The organism is Streptomyces blattellae, assembly GCF_009709555.1.
GTDB classification, from domain to species: Bacteria; Actinomycetota; Actinomycetes; order Streptomycetales; family Streptomycetaceae; genus Streptomyces; species Streptomyces blattellae.
This window is the reverse complement of the sequence record NZ_WJBG01000131.1, coordinates 15,448-34,459: the sequence shown is the minus strand read 5'-3', so window position 1 is coordinate 34,459 and position 19,012 is coordinate 15,448. Positions and strand designations below refer to the sequence as shown.

Annotated in this window: 15 protein-coding genes and 1 pseudogene; 8 read left to right on the top strand and 8 right to left on the bottom strand. The window is 67.2% G+C overall.

Annotated features, from left to right (window positions below; genetic code table 11):
• Nucleotides 1-106: 106 nt before the first annotated feature.
• On the bottom strand, nucleotides 107-1,105 hold the full coding sequence (locus GFH49_RS13600) for an NADP-dependent oxidoreductase (protein WP_155056127.1): 999 nt from the start codon (nucleotides 1,103-1,105) through the stop codon (nucleotides 107-109).
• A gap of 100 nt (nucleotides 1,106-1,205) precedes the next feature.
• Between GFH49_RS13600 and GFH49_RS13595 the strand changes: the two genes are divergently transcribed.
• The gene (locus tag GFH49_RS13595; protein ID WP_155056126.1) at nucleotides 1,206-1,649 is read left to right on the top strand and encodes a MarR family winged helix-turn-helix transcriptional regulator; all 444 of its coding nucleotides are present in this window, start codon (nucleotides 1,206-1,208) and stop codon (nucleotides 1,647-1,649) included.
• 320 nt (nucleotides 1,650-1,969) lie between these two features.
• Here the strand turns inward: GFH49_RS13595 and GFH49_RS41815 are convergent, their stop codons facing one another.
• Nucleotides 1,970-2,869 carry an SCO2400 family protein gene (locus tag GFH49_RS41815; RefSeq protein WP_521969629.1) on the bottom strand — a complete coding sequence of 300 codons (900 nt, stop codon included), beginning with the start codon at nucleotides 2,867-2,869 and terminating at the stop codon, nucleotides 1,970-1,972.
• Nucleotides 2,870-3,420: 551 nt separating this feature from the next.
• On the opposite strand from GFH49_RS41815, the gene GFH49_RS13585 reads away from it, so the two are divergent.
• Entirely contained in the window at nucleotides 3,421-4,026 is a 606-nt protein-coding gene (locus GFH49_RS13585) for an SMI1/KNR4 family protein (RefSeq protein ID WP_155056125.1), read from the top strand.
• An 82-nt stretch (nucleotides 4,027-4,108) separates the two neighbouring features.
• On the opposite strand, the gene GFH49_RS13580 is transcribed toward GFH49_RS13585, so the two are convergent.
• The 6 genes and pseudogenes from GFH49_RS13580 to GFH49_RS13560 all read right to left on the bottom strand — a co-directional run.
• Nucleotides 4,109-8,452 (bottom strand): golvesin C-terminal-like domain-containing protein, encoded by a 4,344-nt coding sequence (locus GFH49_RS13580; RefSeq protein ID WP_230396275.1) that lies wholly within the window; start codon nucleotides 8,450-8,452, stop codon nucleotides 4,109-4,111.
• A 259-nt stretch (nucleotides 8,453-8,711) separates the two neighbouring features.
• Nucleotides 8,712-9,041 carry a hypothetical protein gene (locus GFH49_RS13575; protein WP_155056124.1) on the bottom strand — a complete coding sequence of 110 codons (330 nt, stop codon included), beginning with the start codon at nucleotides 9,039-9,041 and terminating at the stop codon, nucleotides 8,712-8,714.
• A 176-nt stretch (nucleotides 9,042-9,217) separates the two neighbouring features.
• Nucleotides 9,218-10,198 carry a hypothetical protein gene (locus GFH49_RS13570; protein ID WP_155056123.1) on the bottom strand — a complete coding sequence of 327 codons (981 nt, stop codon included), beginning with the start codon at nucleotides 10,196-10,198 and terminating at the stop codon, nucleotides 9,218-9,220.
• Between the two features lie 32 nt (nucleotides 10,199-10,230).
• Nucleotides 10,231-10,413 carry a hypothetical protein gene (locus tag GFH49_RS40080; RefSeq protein WP_230396274.1) on the bottom strand — a complete coding sequence of 61 codons (183 nt, stop codon included), beginning with the start codon at nucleotides 10,411-10,413 and terminating at the stop codon, nucleotides 10,231-10,233.
• Between the two features lie 6 nt (nucleotides 10,414-10,419).
• Nucleotides 10,420-10,680 carry a hypothetical protein gene (locus GFH49_RS40075; protein WP_230396273.1) on the bottom strand — a complete coding sequence of 87 codons (261 nt, stop codon included), beginning with the start codon at nucleotides 10,678-10,680 and terminating at the stop codon, nucleotides 10,420-10,422.
• 268 nt (nucleotides 10,681-10,948) lie between these two features.
• Nucleotides 10,949-11,241 (bottom strand): annotated as a pseudogene (locus GFH49_RS13560) (IS1634 family transposase); the annotation flags it as partial.
• A 363-nt stretch (nucleotides 11,242-11,604) separates the two neighbouring features.
• Here GFH49_RS13560 and GFH49_RS13555 point away from each other — a divergent pair.
• From GFH49_RS13555 to mmsB, 6 genes are all read left to right on the top strand, one after another.
• On the top strand, nucleotides 11,605-12,765 hold the full coding sequence (locus GFH49_RS13555) for a mandelate racemase/muconate lactonizing enzyme family protein (protein WP_155056121.1): 1,161 nt from the start codon (nucleotides 11,605-11,607) through the stop codon (nucleotides 12,763-12,765).
• A complete protein-coding gene (locus GFH49_RS13550) occupies nucleotides 12,762-13,766 on the top strand; it encodes a zinc-dependent alcohol dehydrogenase (RefSeq protein WP_155056120.1) in 1,005 nt (334 codons plus the stop codon). The genes GFH49_RS13555 and GFH49_RS13550 overlap by 4 nt, the downstream gene beginning before the upstream one ends.
• A 110-nt stretch (nucleotides 13,767-13,876) precedes the next feature.
• The gene (locus GFH49_RS13545; RefSeq protein ID WP_155056119.1) at nucleotides 13,877-14,845 is read left to right on the top strand and encodes a hypothetical protein; all 969 of its coding nucleotides are present in this window, start codon (nucleotides 13,877-13,879) and stop codon (nucleotides 14,843-14,845) included.
• A gap of 140 nt (nucleotides 14,846-14,985) precedes the next feature.
• Complete coding sequence (gene chvE / locus GFH49_RS13540) at nucleotides 14,986-16,092, top strand: multiple monosaccharide ABC transporter substrate-binding protein (RefSeq protein WP_155056118.1); 1,107 nt, start codon at nucleotides 14,986-14,988, stop codon at nucleotides 16,090-16,092.
• A gap of 32 nt (nucleotides 16,093-16,124) precedes the next feature.
• Nucleotides 16,125-17,675: a multiple monosaccharide ABC transporter ATP-binding protein gene (mmsA, locus tag GFH49_RS13535; RefSeq protein WP_155056117.1), complete on the top strand. Its 1,551-nt coding sequence runs from the start codon at nucleotides 16,125-16,127 to the stop codon at nucleotides 17,673-17,675.
• On the top strand, nucleotides 17,672-18,922 hold the full coding sequence (mmsB, locus tag GFH49_RS13530; RefSeq protein WP_155056116.1) for a multiple monosaccharide ABC transporter permease: 1,251 nt from the start codon (nucleotides 17,672-17,674) through the stop codon (nucleotides 18,920-18,922). Before mmsA ends, mmsB begins: the two co-directional genes overlap by 4 nt.
• Nucleotides 18,923-19,012: the final 90 nt, after the last annotated feature.

The window sequence follows — 19,012 nt, the reverse complement described above, 5'->3', positions numbered from 1 at the left end:
CGGGTGAAGGCCGCACCCCACGTCCAGGGGTGCGGCCTTCGTCGTAGGCGGCGAACTGCGCCAGACCGGCGTCACGCGCTCGGCGTCACCACGGACATCATCACTGTCAGAGCTTGACGATCATCTTTCCGGTGTTGTCGCCGCGCAGGACGCCGAGGAACGCCTCAAGGTTGTTCTCGATGCCCTCGACGACCGTCTCGCGGTACTTGAGCGCGCCCGAGGCGACCCAGGGGCCGACCTCCTGGACGAACTGCGGCTGGAGGTCGTAGTGGTCGCCGACGAGAACGCCCTCGACGCGGAGCCGGTTCTGCAGGATCTTGACCATGTTGCGCGGGCCGGGGGTGGGCTCGGTCGCGTTGTACTGCGAGATCATGCCGCAGATCACGGCCCGGCCCCGCTGGTTGAGCGCGCCGATCGCGGCCTCCAGGTGCTCGCCGCCGACATTGTCGAAGTACACGTCGATGCCGTCCGGGGCGGCTTCCTTGAGCTGCTCCCAGACCGGCCCGTTCTTGTAGTTGAAGGCGGCGTCGAAGCCGTACTCCTCCACGAGGAGCTTGACCTTGTCGTCGGACCCGGCGGACCCGACGACCCGGGAGGCACCCTTCAGCTTCGCGATCTGGCCGACCTGGCTGCCGACGGCACCGGCCGCGCCGGAGACGAACACCGCGTCGCCCTCCTTGAAAGCGCCGACCCGCAGCAGGCCCGCGTAGGCCGTCAGGCCCGTCATGCCGAGCACCCCGAGGTACGCGCTGAGCGGCGCCGCCTGCGGGTCGACCTTGACGGCGTTCTTCGCGTCCACGGCGGCGTACTCGCGCCAGCCGAAGAAGTGCAGGACGTGGTCGCCGACGGCGATGCCCTCGGCGTTGGAGGCGACGACCTCACCGACGGCGCCGCCCTGCATGACCTTGCCGAGTTCGAAGGGGGCGACGTAGGACTTGGCCGCCGACATGCGTCCGCGCATGTACGGGTCGACGGAGAGGTACGTGTTCCGGACCAGGACCTGCCCCTCACCCGGCGTGGGGACCTCCCTCTCGACCAGGGCGAAGTCCTCGGGCTTGGGCCAGCCGACGGGGCGGGAGAGGAGGTGCCATTCGCGGTTGATCATGAGGGGCGCCTTTCCGGGCGAGCGAGAAATGCTTCAGTACCTGAAACAACGATGCTCCTGAATATTTCAGGATGTCAAGTAACGGGGTAGGCTGGAGCGCATGGCCAGCGACCAGAAGACCCGCCGCCCCGACGCCGTCACCATGGACGTGGTCGAGCTGATCGGTGACGTGGTGGCCCGCTACCACGAGGACTTCGACGTCGCCGCCGCCGACCACGCCCTGACCGGCGCGCAGGCACGGCTGCTCAGCCTGCTGTCCCTTCAGCCGCTGCCGATGCGCAAGCTGGCCCAGAAGCTGAAGTGCGAGCCGTCGAATGTGACGGGCATCGTGGACCGGCTGGAGTCCCGGGGGCTGGTGGAGCGCCGCCCGGACCCGAACGACCGGCGGGTGAAGCTCGCGGTCACCACGGACGAGGGCCGGCGTGTGGCGCGCGGCCTGCGCGAGTCGCTGCGGTTCGCGCGGGAGCCGTTGGCGGGACTCTCCGGGGACGAGCGAGTGACGTTGCGTGATTTGCTGCGGCGCATGCTCGAATCGGGGCAGTGAGGAGCCTTCCGGCGGGGCGGGTGCGCCGCCGCGGGGTGGACCGGGTAGGCCGTCACGGAGGACCGGGAGCGCCGTCACGGAACGAGCCGGGTAGGCCGCCACGGGACGGACCGGGTGCGCCATCACGGTTCGAGCCGGGTGCGCCATCACCGGACGGACCAGGTGCGCCATCACCGGACGGACCAGGTGCGCCATCACGGGACGAGCCAAGAGCTCCGCGGGAAGTACTCAGCGCTCCGCGGGACGTGCCGCGACCGGCCGTCGATCGCGGCCGGCCGCGATGGCGCCGCGATCCACGCACCGGACTCCCAGCAGAGCGCTCAGGAGCACCACCACAAGACCCGCTCGCACGTCTCCGAAGGCGAGGGCTCCGGCGTCGGGTCCGAGGTGGTCGGCTCCGTGCTGGGGGTGGGTGTCTCGGCCGGGGTCGACGGTCCGGGATCCGCGGTGGTCGGGTTCGAAGCCGGTACCGCCGTCGCGGACTGGGAGTCCTGCTCGGTCTCTTCCTGTGCCGGCTCGTCGCCCTTCGCCGACCTGGACGCCGACGGGGAGGTGGCGCCGGACGGGTTCGCGGAATCCGGCGATCCGATGGTGCCCTGCGTGCCGCCTATCGGCCCGGCCGTCGCGTCCGCCTCCTTCGACGTGCCGCCCTCGGCTGACGCGCCGCCGTCCTCGGCCGCCGGTTTCGGAGCCGGACCCAGGGCGTCCGTGCCCAGTTCCGCGAGGCTCAGGCCGCCGGCGGCCAGGAGGAAGCCCGCGGATATCAGCACGGTCCGGCGACGACGGCGACGGTGGGCCGCGGCCTTGCGATCGCGACGGCTCGCGCCGCCTGCCGGGTCCTCGTCGTCGGCACCCTCGTGATCGGGATCGTCGTAGGGGTCGTAGGGCTCGTCGGCGGCGCCGACCGCATCCACCGCGACCGCGACGTTTCGCGCACGGCCCCGGCCCCGGCCGCGACGCCGGGCGGCACGGCCGCGGGGCGCGTCCTCGTCGTCGTACTCCTCGCCGCGACCGCCGCCGTACTCGTCATCGCGTCCACCGTCGCGCACCTCGTCGCGGTCACCGCCGTGGGCGTCACGCTCGTCGGCGCGGGGAGCCTCGTAGGACCCTCCCGGAGCGTCGTACGCGCGCGATTCGTGGAATGAGTCGGCCGATGCGCCGCACCCCGGGCAGGCCAGGGCGCCGTTCAGGTGCCTTCGGCACACGTGGCAGTAGTCCATGTCGCGAGGAGACTAAGTTCCTCACAGGTAACATTCATAGTCACATCCGTGAAAGTTATGTGGGGAACTACCCATGCCGGCGTGGCAACTTCCGCGGCATCAAGCAAGTCATCCTGATCCTCCCGATGCGAGTACCAGCGGCACCGCGACGAACAGCGACGGCGGCCTGCCAGCACCGTAGGGTCGGAACCCGGCTGTCACCACTCACGCCGGAAGGGGAACACACTTGTCTCAGGAGCCACGGATTCGGCGTGCATGGGGACGGATCACCGACTGGTCGAGGCGGAACGCTCCACAGCAGGCCGAAGCCCTCAGTCCCGGTGTCGACCCGAGCATGCTCCACGAGGCGCAACAGGCCCTGGGGGCAGGGATTCCGGGGCTTGACAGTCCGGGCGCCTCGGCGCTTGCTGATGATCGACGGCATATATGGGTAATACACTTGCCAGACCGAACGATCAAGCTGGACACGCCTGTTGACGCCTACGCATCAGCTAGCGGGGAAACTCGGGCTAGGGGGTTACGCCAACGAGTCGTGCCAGGAGGGAGCTTTCATGTCTCATGCGGATGGTGTCAGGTATGAGTGGGCCAGGATTGTCCGGTGGCTGGTGGAGAACGCCCCCGCCAGCGCCCAGGCGCTCAATCCCCCGGCCACGGACGCCGACCTTCAACGTCTGAGTGATCACCTGGGTTTTGGGCTCCCGGAGGTCTTGGAGACATGGCTGCGCCAGAACAACGGCAGTACCGCGAAGGATTCCAGGACCGCTGTCCCCGGCGGGTTTCGCCTCGTCCCGCACGCGGACTCGCGGATCTTTCCCGGAGGGGAGGTGTTCCTCGACTGCCAGAGCATCATCGACCGGCACGGGAACCATCTCCGCATCGCCGACCACATTGGCGACGAGGACTGGTGGCAGCCGTCGTGGATTCCCGTCCTGGCCGAGGTCGACGCCCACTACGGGCTGGTCCTGGACGCCGGGCAGCGGGACGGCAGCGTTCCGGTGCTGGCGTATCGCGAGACCGACTACCCGAAGAGGTACGCTGCATCGTTGGAAGAACTGCTGGCCGGCGTGGCCGACATGCTGGAGCACGGCCGTGGTGACGGTGTGCTCACGCGTGGACGATACCCGTTCGTCCAGGACGGACGGGTGGTCTGGGACTGACCGGGCCTCGCTCCGGCCGACACCGAACAGTGGTGGGCCGGGTGATGATCCACCCGGCCCCCTGTTCTGGTTCGCTTTCCGCTTACGGCTTCTGCGCGTCAAGCCAGTAGTCGTCGCCCTCCATGACTCGGTTGTCCCTCCGGAACTTCGGGAACAGGCTCATGGACTGCGTGTTCTGGTTGTTCGACATACTGGAGCGACCGCAGGGCTCCGTCCAGGTCGGCACGTGGGCGCGCGAGTCGGGTATCAGCCTCCACAGCCCGTCGCTGCCCTTGACGGCGATAGTGTTCAGGCATTCCTTGCCGTCACTGACCTGCTTGAGATTCTTGCCGCCCCATGTCTTCGGGATCGCGGCGCTTTGCCAGCTGGCTGCGAAGGGAAACTCATCACAACTGGAAACATCGCCAGCTCCCAAATTGTCCGACATGGTGGCCAGAGGGCTACGCTGCCACGCGTCCGGGCAGATGGTGTCGCGGTTGTGGTCGACCAGGCTCTTGTTGCTCGTCGGGGGATCAGGCACAAGAACGTCATCGGCCAGGAAGGTAAGCGGGTTGTAGCCCCGCAGTCCGTAGTGGCCGGGAAGCTTGTTCTGGATCAGCCATGCGTGCGCAGCGGCCGCCGGGAACTTCTTGGAGTTCATGACGTACGTCGGCGTGTAGTGACTGAACACGCAGCCCGGCGTGGTACCGACCTCGACGTCGCAGCGGACGTCCAGTTCCTCCTTCTCGATGTCGTTGGTGTTTGTGGGCACCCCGTTGGCCGCACCCTTAATGGTCCAGAGGGGATTGATGACGCTGTGGTCCGTCCCCTTGTTCCACTTGATCCGCGAAGTCGCGACCGCGGTGTGGTTGTCACCCTTGGTCCATGTCTTGCTTCCGGTCCAGACCGGGGTTTCCACCTGGCAGTAACCGCGGCAGTCAAAGTCGACCTCGAACTGAACGCTGTTGATGGCGGCGTCCATCGACTTCAGGTCGATCGTCACAGTCTGGGTGAAGGTGTCACTCTTGACGTCGAGATTGATCTCGTGCTGGTAGTCGAATGTGGCGTCGCCACGCGGAGTGCCGTTTTCGAGATACGTGATGACGGCTTCATCTCTGATGCACGCCTGGGTCCGCGTGTACGTCATCGTGCCGGTGGTCACGGAACAACTGGCGGTCGCCTCTGCGGTGAGCTGTGTGCTGCTCACGGTCCCGGGGCGTGTCGCTGATGCAATCGTCGGCATGGACGACTTGAGCGCACTTGTGACGCTAGGGAAGAAGGAGCCGGAAATGGTGTTGGGAGGCTCGATCGGGGCCGGCTCCGGCGCGTTGGGGTCGGCATCGCCGAAGGTGAGGTCGGAGGGGATGCCGGAGTAGTCGCCGGGGACGAACGCGATCGCGTCCCAGGCGATGTCCTTGTCGCCAGTGCCGTCGCTAGTGAAGTTGGACAAGCTCACCTCCGGAGTCATGCCGGTGAAGAAGTACGCCCCGAGATCGACCCACTTATTCGACGCGTTGGCAGTCTGAGAGATCGTCTTCGACTCGACACCATTGGCCGTCGTGATCTTGTACGTGGCTTCCGCCGTCTGTGCCCCGTGGTCGGGTATGTGCACGTACACCTTGGCCTGCCCGTTGGCCTCGGTGATTTGGCGACCGAGCTTCCAGACTCCGATAGCCCGCATGCGGTTGGCGGTGCCCGCCGTGGACTCCGGCTGGCGAGTATGGGCGAAGTAGAAGTGGTTGCCGTACCCTGCGCCGATCTGGTGGGTGTCCATCTTTCCGGGGTAGGTGCCGTTCCACATACTGTAGTTGAGCGTGAAGGTGCCGTCGGATGTGGACGCTCCGCAGCTGCGTGAGGCCGAGCCGGTCGGGATGACGCCCTTGTCGACGTCGTCGACGATCAGGGCGTTGGAGGGCAGGCCGCTACTGCAGCGCGGCGGGTAGGAGTTGGCGTCGGCCTGTTCGGGGTAGGTGGTGTTGAACCGGTGGACCTGGTTGCCGCACTGGGCGCCGGTCGTGCAGTTCTTCCACTCGACCGACTTGTTCCACCAGCAGTGCAGCCAGTGCGGGTTGGTCTCGTCGTTCCCACTGTCCAGGGTGCAGGCGCCTTGGCCGGGGTCGTTGGAGTCGTTGTCGCCGATCTTCGACTCGTCGCAGGAGTTGGAGGCGTCGCAGAACAGGTCGACCGGCGGCTTGGCGGCGGTGCGGTCGGTGCCGGTGTTCCACCAGGACGCGCGGTAACCTGCCTGGACGTCACCGGGACCGAACAGGGCGGCGATCGGGCGGGCGGCCCAGCCGATGACCTTCTCCTCGTACGGCCAGTCCTGCGGGTGCGCGGCGTCCCCGTAGCTGTCGCCGCCGGACGCGTTCTCCAGGAAGGGCAGCCGGTTGGCCTTCCACAGCGGGTTGGCCGGGTTGTTGGTCCAGCCCACGCCCCAGTGCCCGTCGGAGTCTGCGGTCTCGTAGAAGCCGGAGTTGTAGGCCCACAGGGCGAAGAACCAGTTCTCGATCCACTTCGGGTGGCCGTCGTTGACTTTCATGCCCGCCTTGCGGGTCTGGTTCCACTTGTCCGACAGGATCTGTGCACCATAGGCGATGTTGGCGGTGTAGTCCAGGGCAACGGCCTCCTGCTTGAGGGTGCTCATCGCCGTCTCGCCAGGCTTCTCCTTGCCTGCCAGCCGCATGCCGTCGGTGGCCTGCGTGATGCCGTAACCGCAGTCTGCCTCCGACCAGTCGATGGCCCACGGGTCCTGCTGCTCCCCGGACGCGGAATAGTCGACGCCGTAATAGTTGCCGATGAGGCTGTTGGACGTGACGCCGGGCACGGCGAAGCGAGTGGCCTGCCACATGTTGGACTCCTGGGCGGTGACCCCGAGGAGGATCTGCGAGGGGATGTGCCAGCGGTCGTTGTCGCCGTCCTCAGTGTCCAGCGTCCCGTTGGGGTCACCCTCCAGGAGGATCGGCGGGAAGAGACCCTGCGGCTGGTAGCCGGCCATGCCGGTGTTCTTCCAGTCCGGGGACCGGTAGAAGTCGAGCTTGCCCACGACCGCCTGGTCGACGGCCCACTCCACCTGGCGCGGGGTCGGCTGGAACGCCTGCTTCTTCACGTCGTTGCGGGCCACGGCGCACGTGCGTTCGGCCGCGTCCTCGCCCGGGTCGGAGGGTGAGGCGGCAGCGAGTTGCGTGCGCACGGTCTGCGTGGACAGGCCGCCACTGTCGGACGAACCGTCCTTTGCGGCAGGTGTCTTCTCCGGCTGCGGAAGCGCCGGTGAGGTCGCCGCCCCTTGCAGCTCGGCCTCCTTGCCGCCGATACGGTCCTGGCCGGGCTGCGCATCCAGAGTGACCGTCTTCTTGGTGTCCAGCAGGCGCAGGCTGATGCGCGCTGTGCGCTCGGCCAGAGCCTCTTCGGGCCGGATGCGGGTGTCCTTGCCGTCCGCCCAGGAGGTGGTGAGCGCGGCTTCGCCGTGACTGGAGACGAGCGCGCCCTTGGTGATGCCGCCGGGGTTCTTCACCGCCTTCGGCAGCGGGCCCTTGGTCGTGGCCTTGCCGGTGATGTAAACCGTGCCGTCGGCAGAGGAGGTCAGGTCCCAGTCGGTGAGTACGCCCGAAGCGAGCGTGCTGGGACGGGAGTTGGCCCTGCCAAGCTTGCCAGAGTCCAAATAGCGGGCATATCCGGTGGACGCCTTCTGCGTGCTTCTGCTCTTCGTGCGGTCGATGTAGGTCAGGCCGCCCGCGGCGTCCACCGTGAGCTGGAACGGCACCGACTCGGTACGGGTGATCTCCCTGAGCTCGCCCTTGGCTCCGGCGGCGACCAGCCGGTTGCCGTAGGCAGCGACGATGCCGTCCTTGGTCGGCACGGCGGAGGTGATTTGACCCGGATAAGTCACCGGAGTGCCGGCCCTGCCCGTGGCGGTGTCCACAGTGACCAGCCGCGTCTGCTGCTTGGCGTCGCCCTCATAGGAGAGCTGGGTGAACACGGCCTGCTCACCGTCACCGCAGCCCGGGCTGAAGTAGGCCAGCGACGCCTGGAACGGCAGCTTGGTGACCTCGCCGGTGGTCAGATCCACGACAGCCGCGAAGGCTCCCCGCGCCATCAACTCGGGGTCGTTGGTGAAGGTACGCGGAGCGTAGGCGACGGCTGCCCGCTTGCCGGAGGCGGTCAGGCAGGCGTTGCCGATCCAGGTGTCGGCGTCGAATCCGGGTTCGGAGAGTGTGGCCGCCGTCTTCCAGGCGTAGCCGTTCTCCTGGTCAGCGACGAGCAGGTGGAAGCCTGTGCCGTCACCTGAGGTGGTAAAGGCAGTGTCCGTCGACTTCTCATAGTCCTCGCCCAGGAGTTCGGTGCGCTCCCGGGAAGGGACGGCCCCGGGCTTGTCGACGTCCTGGGTGTCCGGAGCCCGCCACTGCGTCGCGTTCTTCGGTGGAGTTGGTTCGGAAGCCTGCGCGGGCAAGCTCAGCGGTATGGCCAGCACTGTGGCCACCGCGACAGTGACCGGCGCCAGGGACCGCTTTCTTATTCGTCCTGCGTGTCTCACACTTTTCCTTTTCGGTGATGGTCGTGCACCGTCGGGATTTCGAGGTTGAGGCCGTCGGAAAGGGCTCGCGCCACCAGCAACTCGTCAGCGGATGCTTCACTTGAGCGCAGCGCAGACGTGGGTGCACTGGCAGGTGCCCGCCACGACGAGGACACTCGGTCCAGGACGGTGCCGATCAGCCCTGGCTGCCGACTGAGCGGACCTCGACCGTCAGATCGCTCAGGGGGAGGCTGTGCGCGCCCTGGACGCTGATCTCGGTGAGCAGGCTCGCGCGAGAGGTCAGGGGGGCGCCGCTGTCGACGGCCCCTTCGTAAAGGCTCAATTGCTGCCCGTACGGGCTCGCCTGGACCTTGATGAGCGCCCGAACGACGCGGGGCGCACTGAACGGGTTGGTGAGGATCACGGGGAAAGTGACCATGTCCCCTTCCCGCGATGGCGCATACACCGTCACGCTCTTGTCCGCTGAGGCCGCCACCGCCGCGCCGAGCCGCTTCTTCTCCTCCACAGTGACCGTACCGGTGACCGGTCCAGCGGTCGGGCCGGACGCAGACGGGTACGGCGGGAATCCGCGCGCGAGGTCCTCGTTGGCACTTGTCGCCACCGAAACCCCGCCGTACACGGCAGCCCCGACGATCACCACTCCTGCCGTCAAACCGGCCAGAAGGCGCCCCGCGCTCGGCATCAGCCGGCCAGTTCCGCGTTGGCTGCAGCGACGGCGTCGCTGTTGCGCGTGCGGGTGGAGTTCAGCCTGTCCTGGTGCTCGGTGATCTGCGCCTTCTGGATCTTTGTCTCCTCGGCGAACCACACCGTGACCAGATCGGTCTGCTCCTTGCAGTCGATCTCCGCCAACGCTACGGCGATCTCCTCCTTCGACGCGGTCCCGCCTTCCACGTGCGGCACGATCTCCGCCGCTTCGGACGGGGTGGCAGCCGTGTAGCCCTCGGTCTGCATGCACTGTGACCAGTCGGCCAGCGCCTGCTTCACGGCCGGGCTCTGCATCGACTCGGTAAAGCTGTTTCCGTTCAACTCGGAGACGAACGCCAGGTCCTCGGAGGTGGGCTGCGGCAGCTCGTCCTGCGCCCATCCGGTGCAGCCGCCCTCGTGGATCTTCTTTCCGTTGTAGGACTCGGGAGCGGGTTGAGCAGCCAGGTCCGCTCCGGGCGCGGTCGGTTCCGTGGGCGTGGAGTGACCAGTCAGCACCTGGACCTCGTCCTCGGTCAGGTCGGGCTCCGCTTGGTGCACCTGCTCGGTCAGCTCCTCGGGCAGGCCGTACCCGTACTGGGCCGCGGCCTCCCGGTCGGTGAGCCCGTATCTGCGCTCCATGTTGGCGTCGTTGTCGCTGGGCGGCGGATTGGTACCGGCCAGCGGCAACTCTATGGAGAGGCCGTATTCGGCCATGCATCTTTCCTGGAGCGACCGTGACGCCTCGTCCAGGGTCACGGTGTCCTGGTAGGTCTGCATATAGGCCTCCAGCGGCAGAGACATACCCTTGGCCAAGCCCTGCTCCGGAACGGCCTCGGGCCAGTTCTCCTTGTCCACCATCGAGTTGTCCTCCACGACCGTCTTGGTCCTGGCGGTGTCGTTCTCGGTTTCTGCGCCGCATCCGGTGAGCAGAGCGGCCGCCGCCATGGCCGCAACAGCCGTGCACTTCTTCCCGTTCATCGGTGACGTTTGCTCTCCATGCTGGTGGTGGCTCAGGCGAAGTGCTGCGAGGCGTTCTCGTTCTTGAGCGCCGAGATCAGGTTGGTGAGCTTGCAGGAGCCGTAAGGATCGCGGTGGGCGAAGTACTGCGAGGTGCCGCCGTAACCGGAGTTGTAGTAGACGCGGTAGTTGTCGACGCTGGAGCAGTTCTGCACCGAGGCCGCGTTGTTCTTCACGTACTGTCAGGCACCCTTGCCGTTGCCGTTGAAGACATAGCGGTACGTGTCCAGGGTTGAACCCTGGTACCGGCTCGTCCCCCAGTAGTCGGAGACGTTTCCATAGAAGGTGGCCCAACTGGTGATGTAGTGGCCGTCCTCGACGGCCAAATCCTTCGAGTTGTACAGCAGCCACAGGTCGCCGGACGTGCAGTTGATCCACGGAACATCGCAGTTGTCCGTGACCGTGTAGGTGGCGGCCCGCGCCGGCGTCGCAGTGACCAGCATCCCCACACTGGCGGCAACCGCGGTAACGGCCGCACCCACCTTGGCTCGCGCTGACACGTTCTGCACTCTGAGCACACCACCCTCATGTTATGGACATGTTCAGACGTCACCCTCACACAGCGTTCAGCATCTGTCACGGCTTTTCAAAGTCGGCCCAAACCGGAGTTCCACAGCAGGGGTAGCCGCATGGTCGCCGAATCCAAGGCCTGACCTGCGGGAAGGCTGCGTGACCCAGTGACGGGGCATGTCACTGGGTCGCGGTGAACGTGGTCGCTCCAGGCCATGACCAGACGCGGACCGGGATGCCGTCACAGGTGACGGCTATGCCGACGACGACCTGGGGCAGATCGTCGCAGGAGCCTTGGACTTGCCGTGGGCGCGGAATCTTCGGTGGTGGGCGGCCAGTTGGGGGTCGCTGCCTTCGGGCAGCAGGCGTCCGTCGGCGTCGCGCGGGGCGGGCTCGTCCGCTTCCCCAGTCTCGAAGCAGGTGCTGGCGGTGTCGGAGAACAGCAGGTCCACCTCCAGGTTGAGCGGGTCGGTGACCTGGAAGTACACGCTCTTCAGCTGTCCGAGCACGGATGCGTTGCCGCGCCCATGACGTCGATGCCGGGGGGGCAAGAAGACGCTCGGCAGCAAGGAAGCGCACAAGGGCGTGACCGGACCCGTCGCCGACGACAACCCGAGCCGGAGGGCGCAGAGTGGCCGGCTGATGCCGGGCTCAGGTTTGCGTCCCGTCGACAGCCCTCGTCGAGTGGGCCTTTCCGTCGTTGGCGGCCGTATCGAAACACGTATCGAAACTGTTATGCGTTCGACCCATTGACACTCCGACCGGCCCGTCCTTAGTCTCGCGTCAGCATTTCGAACGAGTGACGAAATATCGAACGAGCAAGAACCGAGCCGACGACGCAGCAAGGGGCAACTGCCGTGCGCATCACCGGAATCAGCACACACGTGGTCGGGACGCCGTGGCGCAACCTGACCTACGTCCAGGTGCACACCGACGAGGGCATCACCGGAGTCGGCGAGACCCGGATGCTGGGCCACACCGACGCGCTGATCGGGTACCTGCGGGAAGCCGAGGCCAATCACATTCTCGGTTCTGACCCGTTCGCCACGGAAGACCTCGTACGGCGGATGAAGTACGGGGACTACGGGCGGGCCGGCGAGATCGTCATGTCCGGGATCGCCGTCATCGAAATGGCCTGCTGGGACATCAAGGGCAAGGCGCTCGGCGTGCCGGTGTGGCAGTTGCTCGGCGGCAAGGTCACCGACAGGGTCAAGGCCTACGCCAACGGCTGGTACACGACGGAGCGGACGCCGGAGGCCTATCACAAGGCCGCCCTGGAGGTCATGGCGCGCGGGTACAAGGCGCTCAAGATCGACCCCTTCGGGACCGGGCACTTCGAGCTGGACCACCAGCAGACCCTGTACGCCGTCTCGCTGATCGAGGCGGTGCGCGACGCCATCGGGCCGGACTCCGAGCTGATGCTGGAGATGCACGGCCGGTTCTCGCCCTCGACCGCCGTACGCCTCGCGCACGAGCTCGCGCCCTTCAAGCCCGCCTGGCTGGAGGAGCCCGTGCCGCCGGAGAACCTGAAGGCGCTCGAAAAGGTTTCGGCGAAGGTCGACATGCCCGTCGCCACCGGTGAGCGCATCCACGACCGCATCGAGTTCCGCGAGCTGTTCGAGAGCCAGGCCGTCGACATCCTGCAGCCCGACGTCGGCCACATCGGCGGCATCTGGGAGACCCGTAAGCTCGCCGCCACTGCCGAGACCCACTACATGCTGGTCGCGCCGCACAACGTCGGCGGCCCCGTGCTCACCGCCGCCTCCCTCCAGGTCGGCTTCTCCACACCGAACTTCAAGATCCTGGAGCACTTCAACGACTTCGCCGACGCGGAGATCAAGAAGGTGGTCAAGGGGGCGCCCCAGGTCGTGGACGGATACTTCGAGATCTCCGACGCGCCCGGTCTCGGTGTCGAGCTGGACACCGACGCGGCGGCCGAGTTCCCGCAGCAGCAGGCCCGGTTCGACCTGTGGGCCGAGGGCTGGGAGCAGCGCAAGCCGAAGGGTTCGCAGGAGTGAGCACCGCCGTAGTCATCGAGGCACCGGGCACGCACCGGCTCGTCCCGCACGAGCCGCGCGATCCCGGCCCCGGCGAGGCCCTCGTCGCCGTGCACGCCGTCGGCATCTGCGGCAGCGACCGCGAGGTGTACCAGGGCAACCGGCCCGAGGGATACGTCCGTTACCCGCTCACGCCCGGTCACGAGTGGTCCGGGACGGTCGAAGCCGTCGGCGCCGGGGTGCCCGAATCCCTCGTCGGCCGCAACGTCGTCGGTGAAGGCTTCCGCAACTGCCAGGTCTGCGACCGCTGTCACGCCGGTGAGACCACCTTGTGTACGGCGGGGTACGAGGAGACCGGGTTCACCCAGCCCGGCGCCATGGCCACCACGCTCACGCTGCCGGCCCGGCTGCTGCACGTCCTGCCCGACGGCGCCGACCTGACCGCCGCCGCCCTGCTGGAACCGGCCGCCTGTATCGCCGCCGCGGCGATCAAGGCGAACGCCCTGCCGGGCGAGCGGGTCGCCGTGGTCGGCACCGGGACGCTGGGCATGTTCGCCGTTCAGTTCCTGAAGGCGGGGTCCCCGGCCGAGCTGCTCGTCGTGGGCACCCGTAACGACCGCGAGCCGCTGTCCCGGCAGTTCGGCGCCACCGACTTCCGTACGAGGGACCAGCGTCTCCCCGACGATTTCGACGTCGTCATCGAGACCGCCGGGTCCGCGTCCGCCGCGCGCACCGCCGCCTCCCTGCTCAGGCGCGGCGGACGCCTGGTCCTCACGGGTATCCCGGCGCCGGGCGCCGAGGGTCTCGACCCCACGGACCTGGTCGTACGGCAGCTGGAGGTGCACACCGTCTTCGGTGCGCCACCGGACGCCTGGGCGCACACGGTCCGGGTGTTCGCCGCGGGGCTGCTCGATCCGTTGCCACTTGTCACGCACGAGCTGCCGCTGGCCGAGTTCCCGCGCGCCATCGAGCTGGTCGGGTCCGGTGATCCCAAGGTCGGCAAGGTGCTTCTGCGCCCCTGAGCCGTACGCCGGTACGGGAGAACCTGACAGCTTCCGTACCGGCGTACACCCAAGCCCCCGCACCCTGAGCCGCGAACTTCGTCCGAAATACCGAACCAGAAGGACAGCTTGTGACCGACGCCTCCGACACGGCAGCCCGCCGACCGGGTGAGCAGGCCCTCACCACGCTCGGCCTGGGTGCGCCCGCACTCGACCCCGCCGACACCTCGCCGCACTCCTTCCCCGGCGGCGGCCGCTGGCGCACCGAGATCCCCTCCTGCGAGGGTCCCGAAGCGCTGGCCGTGGTCCTCAAGGAGTCCTCGCGGCTGGATGTGCCGATCCACCGGATCAGCCAGGGCAGCGGCGTGTGGATGCTGACCGACGCCGAGATCACCGAGATGGTCGAGGCCACCGGCGAACGGGACATCGAACTCTGCCTGTTCACCGGTCCGCGCGGCATCTGGGACATCGGCGGATCCGCCCGGACCGACTCACGCGGCGGCGGGCTGCGTGCCCGTGGCCATGACGCCGTCGCCGGCTGCGTCGAAGACGCCGTCCGGGCAACGGAGTTGGGCGTCAAGTGTCTGCTGGTCGCCGACGAGGGCGTGCTGTGGACCCTGCACCGGGCACGTACGGCGGGCATCATCCCCGCCGACACCACCCTCAAGGTCTCCGCGCTGATCGGGCCCGTCAACCCGGCCGCGTACGCGGTCTACGAGAACCTGGGCGCCGACTCGATCAACGTGCCCAGCGATCTGACGCTCGATCACCTCACCGAGATACGGCGGGTGTCCGCCGCCCCCATGGACATGTACATCGAGGCCCCCGACGATCTCGGCGGCTATGTGCGGATGTACGAGGTCGCCGAGCTGATCCGGCGCGGCGCACCGCTCTATCTCAAGTTCGGCCTGTCGAAAGCACCCGGTATCTACCCATATGGCCACCACATGCGCGATCTGACCCTGAGCAGCGCCCGGGAACGGGTGCGGCGCGGCCGGCTCGCCCTGGACCTGCTCGCACGGCACGGAGCGGACGGCGACATGGCGCCGCCCGGTTCCCGGCTGCCGGGCGCGCTCCGTCGTTTCGAAACACCCTCATAACGTTCCGGCCGCCACCTCTTCACAAAAGCAGACGCAGCCGAACACAATCCCACACACCCTCTCTCGGTCGCACCCGCACCAGCGACGGAGCCCACCGCACCGCCAGACCGAGCCAGTCACAGACATCAAGGATGATGACCATGCGTACTCGCCGAGCCGCACTCTCCGCCATAGCCTCCGCCGCCTGCCTCGCCCTGACCCTGACCGCCTGCGGCCAGGACAGCGAGGGCGGCAGCGAGGAGAACGCCGGCAGCTCCGAGGGAGGCACCATCGGCATCGCGATGCCGACCAAGTCCTCCGAGCGCTGGATCGCCGACGGCGACAACGTCAAGAAGGACCTGGAGTCCAAGGGCTACGAGACCAAGCTGGTCTACGGCGAGGACGACCCGGACCAGCAGGTCTCGCAGATCGAGAACCTGATCACGCAGGGCGTCAAGGCGCTGATCGTCGCGGCGATCGACAACAAGTCGCTCAACAACGTGCTCCAGCAGGCCGCGGACGCCGACATCCCGGTCATCGCCTACGACCGTCTGATCCTCGGCACCGAGAACGTCGACTACTACGCCTCCTTCGACAACGAGAAGGTCGGCCAGCTCCAGGCCACCTACATCGTCGACCAGCTGGGCCTGGAGGACGGCAAGGGTCCCTTCAACATCGAGCTGTTCGCCGGCTCCAACGACGACAACAACACCAAGTACTTCTTCAACGGCGCGATGAGCGTCCTGCAGCCGTACATCGACAGCGGGGATCTCGTCGTCAAGTCCGGCCAGACCGACATGACCCAGGCCACCACCCTGCGCTGGGACGGTGCCACCGCCCAGAAGCGCATGGAGGACATCCTGACCTCCACCTACGGCAGCGCCCGGGTCGACGCGGTCCTGTCGCCGTACGACGGCATCTCCATCGGCATCCTGGCCGCCCTGAAGTCGGACGGCTACGGCTCGGCCGACAAGCCGCTCCCGGTCGTCACCGGCCAGGACGCCGAGCTGGCCTCGGTCAAGTCGATCATCGCCGACGAGCAGTCGGAGACCGTCTACAAGGACACCCGTGAACTGGCCAAGGTGGCCTCGAACATGGTGGACGCGGTCCTCAACGACAAGGAGCCCGAGGTCAACGACACCAAGACCTACGACAACGGCTCGAAGGTCGTCCCGGCCTACCTCCTGGAGCCGGTGAACGTCGACAAGTCCAACTACGAGAAGGTCCTGGTCGACGGCGGCTACTACACGGCCGACCAGCTCAAGTAACAGGCGACACCTACGGATTGGAAGGCACGACCATGGCGGGACCCGTCCTGGAAATGCGCTCGATCGTCAAGACCTTTCCCGGTGTCAAAGCGCTGTCGGACGTCACACTGACCGTCCGCCAGGGCGAGGTCCACGCCATCTGCGGTGAGAACGGCGCCGGAAAGTCCACCTTGATGAAGGTGCTCTCCGGCGTCCATCCGCACGGCACCTACGAAGGGGACATCCTCTTCGAGGGAAAGCCCTGCTCCTTCAAGGACATCCGGGCGAGCGAGCAGCGCGGCATCGTCATCATCCACCAGGAGCTGGCGCTCGTGCCGTTCCTGTCCATCGCGGAGAACATCTTCCTCGGCAACGAACACGCCTCCGGCGGGTTCATCAACTGGAACGACACGCTCAAGCACGCCACCGAGCTGCTGCGCCGGGTGGGGCTCACCGACCACCCGGAGACCCGGATCGCCGACATCGGCGTGGGCAAGCAGCAGCTGGTGGAGATCGCCAAAGCGCTGTCGAAGGAAGTGAAGCTGCTCATCCTGGATGAGCCGACGGCGGCGCTGAACGACGAGGACAGCGGCAAACTCCTGGAACTCATCCTGGAGTTGAAGAAGCAGGGCATCACCTCGATCATCATCTCCCACAAACTGAACGAGATCCGCAGGGTCGCCGACTCGGTCACGATCCTGCGCGACGGGCGCACCATCGAGACGCTCGACGTGAAGGCGGAGAGCACCACCGAGGACCGGATCATCTCCGGCATGGTCGGCCGCGACCTCGACCACCGCTTCCCCGACCGCACCCCGTTCGAGGGCGAGAAGGAGGCGGCCCCGGCCCTGGAGATCCGCAACTGGACCGTCCACCACCCGATCGACCAGCAGCGCAAGGTCGTCGACGACGTGTCGATCCATGTGCGGCGCGGGGAGATCGTCGGCATCGCGGGCCTGATGGGCGCGGGCCGCACCGAGCTGGCGATGAGCGTGTTCGGGCGGACCTACGGCCGGCACGCGGGCGGCACGGTACTCAAGGACGGCCGGGAGATCCGTACCAAGACCGTCGCCCAGGCGGTCGAGCACGGCATCGCGTACGTCACCGAGGACCGCAAGCACTACGGCCTCAACCTCATCGACACCATCAACCGCAACATCTCGCTCAGCGCGCTGGGCAAGGTGGCCAGACGCGGCATCGTCGACGAGCAGGAGGAGCGGCAGGTCGCCGAGGGCTTCCGCAAGTCCATGAACATCAAGGCGCCGACCGTCTTCGAGCCGGTGGGCAAGCTGTCCGGCGGCAACCAGCAGAAGGTCGTCCTCAGCAAGTGGATCTTCGCGGGGCCGGACGTACTGCTCCTGGACGAGCCCACGCGCGGTATCGACGTGGGTGCCAAGTTCGAGATCTACACGGTCATCGACCAGCTGGCCGCCCAGGGCAAGGCGGTCGTCTTCATCTCCTCCGAACTGCCCGAGCTGCTCGGCATGTGCGACCGCATCTACACCATGGCCGCCGGACGGCTCACCGGTGAGGTCTCGCGGGCCGAGGCCACGCAGGAAGTGCTGATGCGCCAGATGACGAAGGACAAAGAGGTATCGCGATGAGCACGGATGTGACGGACAAGGTCCCGGCCGCGGCGCCGCCGGGCGGGAGCGGGGGGTCGTCCTCCTCCGGCGGGGGCCTGCTCCAGCTGGTGCTGGACGGCCTGCGCCGCAACATGCGGCAGTACGGCATGCTGATCGCGCTCGGCCTGATCGTGGTGCTGTTCCAGGTGTGGACCGACGGCGACCTGCTGCTGCCGCGCAACGTCTCCAACCTGGTGCTGCAGAACAGCTACATCCTGATCCTCGCGATCGGCATGATGCTGGTGATCATCGCGGGGCACATCGACCTGTCGGTCGGCTCACTGACCGCTTTCATCGGCGCGTTCGCCGCCGTGCTGACGGTCGAGAACGACGTGGCCTGGCCACTGGCGCTGGTGCTGTGCCTGGTCGTGGGCGCGGTCGCGGGCTCGATCCAGGGCTTTCTGATCGCGTATCTCGGCATACCCTCCTTCATCGTCACCCTGGCCGGCATGCTGCTCTTCCGCGGCATGACGGAGATCCTCCTGGAGGGCCAGACCCTCGGCCCCTTCCCGGACGGGCTCCAGAAGCTCGGCAACGGCTTCCTGCCGGAGTCCGGCCCGGACACCAACTACCACAACATCACCCTGTTGCTGGGCTTCGTCCTGCTGGCCTTCGTGCTGCTCCAGGAGGTCCGCGAGCGCCGGCGTTCGCTGGAGTTCGACCTGGAGGTGGCCCCGCGCAGCCTCTTCCTGCTGAAGCTGGTCGCGATCAGCGCAGCGATCATCACCCTGACCATGCTGCTCGCCAGCTACAAGGGCGCCCCGGTCATCCTGCTCGTCCTCGGTGTGCTGGTGGTCGGCTACGGCTACGTCATGCGCAATGCGGTCTTCGGCCGGCACATCTACGCGATCGGCGGCAACCTGCCGGCCGCGAAGCTGTCCGGCGTCAAGGACAAGAAGGTCACCTTCTACGTCTTCCTGAACATGGGCGTGCTCGCGGCCCTGGCGGGTCTGGTGGTAGCCGCCCGCCTGAACGCGGCCTCTCCGAAGGCCGGCACCAACTTCGAACTGGAGGCGATCGCCTCGGCGTTCATCGGTGGCGCGTCCATGAGCGGCGGTGTGGGAACCGTCCTCGGCGCGATCATCGGCGGCCTGGTCCTCGGCGTGCTGAACAACGGCATGAACCTCCTCAGCGTCGGCACCGACTGGCAACAGGTCATCAAGGGCCTCGCCCTGCTGGCCGCGGTCGGCTTCGACGTGTGGAACAAGCGCAGGGTCGGTTCGTAAACGACTCGGGCCCCGCCGACCGGCGGGGCCCGATTTTTCTTCCGAAAGCTGCGATCCAGCAAGACACCGCACGACTACTCATCACACAGG